At 44.6% G+C, this 7,422-nt stretch carries 4 protein-coding genes; 2 read left to right on the top strand and 2 right to left on the bottom strand.

Going from position 1 to position 7,422, the window contains the following annotated elements:
* Positions 1–238: 238 nt before the first annotated feature.
* Positions 239–1,690 carry an aspartate ammonia-lyase gene (gene aspA / locus B4033_RS03500; protein ID WP_286832126.1) on the bottom strand — a complete coding sequence of 484 codons (1,452 nt, stop codon included), beginning with the start codon at positions 1,688–1,690 and terminating at the stop codon, positions 239–241.
* A 409-nt stretch (positions 1,691–2,099) separates the two neighbouring features.
* Here aspA and putP point away from each other — a divergent pair, with 409 nt between their 5' ends.
* Positions 2,100–3,614, top strand: coding sequence for a sodium/proline symporter PutP (putP, locus tag B4033_RS03495; protein WP_076753457.1), 1,515 nt, complete (start codon positions 2,100–2,102; stop codon positions 3,612–3,614).
* Between the two features lie 55 nt (positions 3,615–3,669).
* On the opposite strand, the gene B4033_RS03490 is transcribed toward putP, so the two are convergent.
* Entirely contained in the window at positions 3,670–4,167 is a 498-nt protein-coding gene (locus tag B4033_RS03490; RefSeq protein ID WP_048881665.1) for an Lrp/AsnC ligand binding domain-containing protein, read from the bottom strand.
* Between the two features lie 118 nt (positions 4,168–4,285).
* Between B4033_RS03490 and putA the strand changes: the two genes are divergently transcribed.
* Positions 4,286–7,422: bifunctional proline dehydrogenase/L-glutamate gamma-semialdehyde dehydrogenase PutA (gene putA, locus B4033_RS03485; protein ID WP_286832124.1), on the top strand; the 3,137-nt coding region annotated here is incomplete at its 3' end.

Raw genomic sequence — 7,422 nt, 5'->3', positions numbered from 1 at the left:
TACGATATAGCCAGTTTGTTCGGTATATTGAATATTATTTTCTTCTAGATAAAGCTGTTCAGGAGAAGGTTTATTTGATTTGAATAAAGCGCTGATTTTATCAAACATACTATGTTCCGAATTCATCGTGGGATTTATCTAGTCTAGATGAAAATACCCCAAATCCACAGATTGGATTTGGGGTAAATGGTTAAAATCAGCACGATCCTATCAATCGTGATTCAAAGCTTTAAGAGCTTCAGGACACTTGTTCTAGCTGATTGATCTCGCCAGGTACTTCGGAAACCAGATTTTGAAAGGCAAAGATTTGATCTAACTGAGCCTGACTGAGCAGACCCAGCTCCAGTACGACTTGAGGCACAGTTTTATTTTCACGAATACACTGTTTTCCGATTTCATCACACATGGCATGCCCTAGCAGTGGTTCCAGTAAAGTGATAATACCGATGCTGCGCATCACGGCATTTAAACAGTTCTGCTCATTGGCCTGAATACCGGCAATACATTTTTGCTGTAGCGTCTGCATACCGTGGGTCAGCAATTGAATCGATTCATTTAAAGATATCGCGATGACAGGTTCCATGACATTGAGCTGTAATTGTCCAGCTTCCGCTGCCATAGTCACGGTCAGGTCATTGCCAATTACCCGAAATGCAATCTGATTCACCACTTCCGGAATCACTGGATTCACTTTGGCTGGCATGATCGAAGAACCTGCCTGTAATTCTGGCAAGCGGATTTCTGCCAAACCAGTACGTGGTCCAGAACTTAAGAGACGTAAGTCATTACAGATTTTGGACAACTTGACTGCCAGACGTTTCAGGCTACTAGACAGAATAATGAATACGCCACAATCACTGGTCGCTTCTACATAATCTTCCGCGCCTTTTAAAGGCAGACCAGTAATGTGTGCCAAAGTTTCTACAGCACGCTTGGCATAACCCGTTGGTGTATTTACACCAGTTCCAATCGCTGTCGCACCCAGATTAACTTCCAGCAATAACTGACGCATCTGCTCAATCAGCTTAAAATCTTCTTTTAATAAAGTCGCAAAAGCGCGGAATTCCTGCTCCATAGTCATAGGAACGGCATCTTGCAATTGAGTACGGCCCATCTTGATCACATACTGAAATTCTGTAGCCTTACTATATAAAGTATCAATCAAAGATTTTTGCACATTGAGCAGTTCATCTAAACGTGTATAAGTCGCTAGACGCAGTGCCGTGGGATAGACATCATTGGTAGATTGCGATGTATTCACATGATCATTCGGATGCAGAATATGATATTCCCCTTTACGATGCCCCATCAGTTCCAGCGCACGGTTGGCAATCACTTCATTGGCATTCATATTGATAGAAGTCCCGGCTCCGCCCTGATAAGGATCCAGTGGAAAAGCATCCTGCCAGTTTTCCGGATGTTGAATCAGCTCATCACAGGCTTGCTGAATGGCTGCACATTGTTGTTCTGAAATTTTCTGAAAATGTAGATTGGTTTGTGCAGACGCTTTTTTAACTTGTGCCAAAGCGCGAATAAAATGTAACTGCTGTCCTACAGTTAAACCTGATATCTGAAAGTTTTCCAGCGCACGTATAGTATGAATTCCATAATAACTATGCTGTGGAATCTGTTTTTTACCCAATAAATCCAGTTCGATTCTGTTCAAGTCAATTTGAAGCATATTGTCCATATTTTTTACTCTTGGCGATGATGCACCTTGATGGTGCTCTTTCACTATGCGCGGAGTGGTCAGAAACAAATAGAAATCTTTTAAGTGATATTTGCAACAAAATATGTCTAGTTCGCATTTGCTGTTATTTTTGTAACTTTGTGTAATAGAATAACAAAAGTTTAATGATTTTAACTATTTATTAAAAATTAGCTTCTTAGCTCTAAATTAGACTATTCTTGGCTTTATTCAGCTATTTTAAATTCCATAATATCCTATTTAAAAAATAAAATTTACATAAAGAATACATAAAAACCGCTTAACTGTTACAGAGTGTAATTTTTAAACCGTGTTTGAATCACTGCCCTGTGAACGCAGTACAAAAAATCATCCCGGATGATGATGTGCAATATTTAAGGATACTCTGCCTATGAGCTCGCTAAACCCGACACTGATTACTTTTCTGTTTTATATCGTCGCCATGATTGGAATTGGTTTATACGCCTATCGTGCGACGTCCAATTTTGATGAGTATATTCTGGGTGGGCGAAGTCTGGGCAGTGTAGTGACTGCACTTTCGGCAGGCGCCTCCGACATGAGCGGCTGGCTGCTGATGGGTCTGCCTGGTGCAATTTACCTGTCTGGCTTGTCTGAAGTCTGGATTGCGATTGGTCTGATTATTGGTGCCTGGCTGAACTGGCTCCTGGTGGCTGGCCGCTTGCGTGCCCACACCGAATACCAGAACAATGCCCTGACATTGCCCGATTATTTTACCAGCCGTTTTTCGGATAAGAAGCGGATTTTACGCTTGCTCTCTGCAATCGTAATTCTGGTGTTCTTTGCGATTTACTGTGCTTCCGGCATGGTTGCAGGTGCACGCTTATTTGAAAGCCTGTTTGGCTGGGACTATACCACTGCACTCTGGCTCGGTGCTGTTGCCACGATTCTGTATGTGTGTATCGGTGGATTTCTGGCGATCAGCTGGACCGATACCTTTCAGGCCGGTTTGATGATTTTCGCCTTGTTAATTACCCCGATCATTACCTATCTGGCATTGGGTAATAATGCTCAACAGGTCGGTACATTGCTTGAAACAGCCCGTCCACATGCATCCAATATGCTGGAAGGTCTGAGTATGGTGGCGATTATTTCAAGTTTGGCATGGGGCTTAGGCTATTTTGGCCAACCGCATATTTTAGTGCGTTTTATGGCGGCAGATTCGGTAAAAACCATTCCCGCTGCACGTCGTATCGGCATGACCTGGATGATCCTGTGTCTGGTGGGTGCAATGTCTGCAGGTTATATCGGAATTGCTTATTTTGCAGTCAATCCTGATTTACCTGCTGCAGCGATCGTGAACCAGAATCCTGAAACAGTCTTTATGGAACTGACCAAAATCCTGTTTAATCCTTGGGTGGCTGGCATCGTTTTGGCTGCAATTCTGGCTGCGATTATGAGTACTTTAAGCTGTCAGCTGCTGGTCTGTTCTACAACTCTTACCGAAGATTTATACAAAGGTTTCCTGCGTAAAAATGCTTCGCAAAAAGAACTGATCTGGGTTGGCCGTGGCATGGTGATTGTGATTTCCCTGATTGCAATTTCCTTGGCAATCAATCCGAATAGCAAAGTTCTTGGTCTAGTAGCTTACGCGTGGGCAGGCTTTGGTGCAGCGTTTGGTCCATTGATCATCTTCTCGCTGTTCTGGAAACGCATGACTCTCAATGGCGCAATTGTGGGCATGATAGTAGGTGCAGTAACCGTAATTGCCTGGAAAAATTATATGGGCGATACAGGTCTGTACGAGATTATTCCCGGATTTATTCTGGCAGCGCTTAGCATTGTGATTGTTAGTTTGCTAGATAAAGCTCCAAGTCACGATGTAGTCAATCGTTTTGAACTGGCGAAAGCCGAATATCAAAAAGAAATGGCAGAAATAAAGAAATAATCTTTCTATTTCAAAAACAAAACGGACTTTATGTCCCTTTTGTTTTATCAGCGTTTTATACTTTAGCTTTGGCAGGTACTTTCAGCCTGATCTGCTGGGTTTCCTTAATTACTTCCATCACCGGATAACTGCGGGTTTCTTTTACGCCCGGCAACTGCCACAGAATATCTCCGGAAATTTTACGGAATTCATCCATATTCGCACAGCGGATTTTTACTACAAAATCAAAGCCACCACTGATCATATGACATTCCACAATATCCGGAATATGCTGCACTGCTTCAGAAAATTCTTCCAGTACATTCGGTGTAGTTTTATCCAGCAAGATCTCGACGAAAACTACAAAACCGTTACTCAGCTTGACGGGATTCAGACGGGCTTCATAACCGAGAATAAATCCTTCCTTGGTCAATTTTTGCACCCGTGCCAGTACTGCTGTTGGCGACAGGTTCACCATTTCTGCCAGTTTGATATTGGAAATTTTCGATTCAGATTGCAGCAAATCAAGAATACGAATATCTATTCGGTCAAGGCTTACATATGGGCTATTCATTAGAATTATTCTCTAAAAATGATACAAACTATAGTGAGATATTCGTCAATTATTTTGGGATTATAGATTAAAACTCATTCAACTCAAAGAAACGTTTGACGCAGTACAGGAAGTCACTATGTCCACCATCCTACGCCCAAATTCGCACTCGAATGCCATGCAGCAATCGAATTATATTGCTGAATTTAAGGATAAAAATGAATATGAACAGCGCATTAATTCTGCATGGCGACATGCAGAATCCGAGTGCGTGGAAACGTTGCTGGAACATAGTGAAATTTCCTCGGAACTGACGGACAAAATCCAGAATCTGGCTTTTGATCTGGCGCATTCCTTGCGTGAACGTAAAGGTTCAGGTGGCAAGGCCGGCATTGTGCAAGGGCTATTACAAGAGTTTTCGCTGTCTTCTCAGGAAGGTATCGCATTGATGTGTCTGGCAGAAGCCTTGCTGCGTATTCCGGATACGGCGACCCGCGACCTGTTAATTCGTGACAAGATCAATCAGGGCAACTGGAAAGAACATCTTGGGCAAAGCCAGCTGATGTTTGTCAATGCTGCGGCCTGGGGACTGATGCTGACCGGAAAGCTGATGGAAACCCCACAGCAGAAAAGCCTGTCAAGTCTGTTAACTGGCCTTTTGGCACGCAGTGGCCGTGGCATTATCCGCAAGGCGGTCGATGTGGCGATGCGTATGATGGGTGAACAGTTTGTGACTGGCGAAACCATTGATGAAGCACTGAAAAATGCCGAACGTCTGGAAGAAAAAGGTTTCCAATATTCTTATGACATGCTGGGTGAAGCAGCACTAACCGATCCGGATGCAGAACGTTATTATCAAGATTATCAAAATGCAATTCATGCCATCGGTCAGGCATCAATAGATAAAGATGTTTATAACGGCCCGGGCATTTCCATCAAACTGTCTGCGCTGCACCCACGTTACCAGCGCTCACAGATGGATCGTGTTAATGATGAACTGTATAGCAAAGTACTGAATCTGGCGGTTCTGGCGAAAAAGTACAATATCGGTCTGAATATCGATGCGGAAGAAACTGAACGTCTGGAAATTTCCCTAGAGCTTTTAGAACGTCTGTGTTTTGAACCGATACTCAATGACTGGAAAGGCATTGGTTTTGTGATTCAGGCCTATCAGAAACGCTGCTTCTATGTCGTGGATTACATCATTGATCTGGCTAAACGCAGCCAGAAACGCCTGATGATCCGTCTGGTCAAAGGTGCGTATTGGGACAGCGAAATCAAGAAAGCCCAGATCGAAGGTATGGCGGATTATCCGGTATTTACCCGCAAGGTACATACTGACCTGTCCTATATTGCCTGCGCACGTAAACTGCTGGCAGAACCTGATTATATCTATCCGCAATTTGCTACTCACAATGCACAGACTGTGGCCACCATTTACCAACTTGCCAACCCGGAACGTTACTACGCCGGTCAATACGAGTTCCAGTGCCTGCACGGCATGGGTGAACCGCTATATGAAAATGTGGTCGGTGACAAAGCGGCTGGCAAGCTCGGTATTCCATGTCGTATCTATGCCCCAGTCGGCAATCATGAAACCCTATTGGCCTATCTGGTACGCCGTCTGCTGGAAAATGGTGCCAATACTTCTTTCGTGAATCGCATCGCGGACAAGAGCTTAAAAGTTGAAGATCTGATCGAGAATCCTCGTCAGACAATTATAAAGACCGCTCAACAGGAAAATGTATTGGGTACCAAACATCCTCATATTCCCTATCCTCAAGATCTTTATGGCACACGTATCAATTCATCTGGACTGGATCTGGCCAATGACGCGGAACTCAATGCTTTAAATGAAGTTGCAGCAAGTCTGGCTGATACCCAGTTCCAGGCAGCAGCAATGGGCACAGCTTTTTCAGAACCTGATACAAGTAATACTGTACACGTAATCAATCCAGCTCAGCATCAGGATATCGTCGGTACCGTTTATGAAGCAACGACTGAACAGGCAGAAATTGCCCTGATCCAAGCTGCCAATGCACAACATTTCTGGGCCAATCTGCCAAAGAATGAACGTGCCGCCTGTCTGAATAAAGCCGCCGAGCTGATGCAGCAACGCCTGCTGCCCCTGATGGTTATGCTATCGCGTGAAGCTGGTAAAACCTATGCCAATGCCATTGCTGAAGTACGTGAAGCGATTGACTTCCTGCGTTATTATGCTGGCCAGATGTCAGATCTGTCTGAAAATGTCCATATCCAGCCTTTGGGCACTGTACTGTGTATTAACCCCTGGAACTTCCCGCTGGCAATTTTCACTGGCCAGATTTCTGCAGCACTGGTGGCGGGTAATACTGTGATTGCCAAACCGGCCGAGCAGACTCCGCTGATTGCCGCCCAAGCTGTACAAATTCTCTGGGAAGCTGGCATTCCACAAGATGTATTGCAACTGTTGCCCGGTCGTGGTGAAACCATTGGTGCCCAGCTGAGCCAGGACTCCCGCATTCAAGGCATCATGTTTACCGGCTCTACCGAAGTAGCAAAGATTCTGCAAAAAACTGTAGCCAAACGGTTAAACCAGTTTGGCGAAAGTGTGACCCTGATTGCCGAAACTGGTGGTCAGAATGCCATGATTGTCGATTCATCTGCATTGACCGAACAGGTGGTGCTAGATGTGGTCAACTCTGCTTATGATAGTGCCGGTCAGCGTTGTTCCGCCCTGCGTGTATTGTGTGTACAGGAAGATAATCTGGACACTGTACGCCATATGTTAAAAGGTGCTATGCAGCAGTTGCGAGTTGGCAATCCAACTCTGCTCAAAACCGATATTGGTCCGGTCATTGATGCCGATGCCCAGCAGAACATTCAGAAGCATATTGATCAGATGCGCAGCAAAGGCCATAAAGTCCATCAATCGATGTTTAATCAGGATGCTTCTGAACTGGCTCAAGGCACCTTCATTCCGCCTACTTTAATTGAACTGCCAAACCTGAATGATCTGGAACGTGAAGTTTTTGGTCCGGTGCTACATCTGATTAGCTATAAAGCTGGCCAACTGCCACAGTTGCTAGATCAGATCAATAGTAAGGGTTATGGCCTGACTATGGGTTTACATACCCGGATCGATGAAACCATGCAGACTGTGATCTCGAAAGCACATGTCGGCAACCTGTATATTAACCGCAATATTGTCGGTGCAGTCGTTGGGGTACAGCCCTTTGGTGGTGAAGGTCTATCCGGCACTGGTCCAAAAGCCGGTGGTCCACTTTATATTTACCG

This window comes from Acinetobacter sp. UBA3132 (assembly GCF_002364825.1).
GTDB classification, from domain to species: domain Bacteria; phylum Pseudomonadota; class Gammaproteobacteria; order Pseudomonadales; family Moraxellaceae; genus Acinetobacter; species Acinetobacter schindleri.
This window is presented reverse-complemented; position numbering and strand designations above follow the sequence as displayed.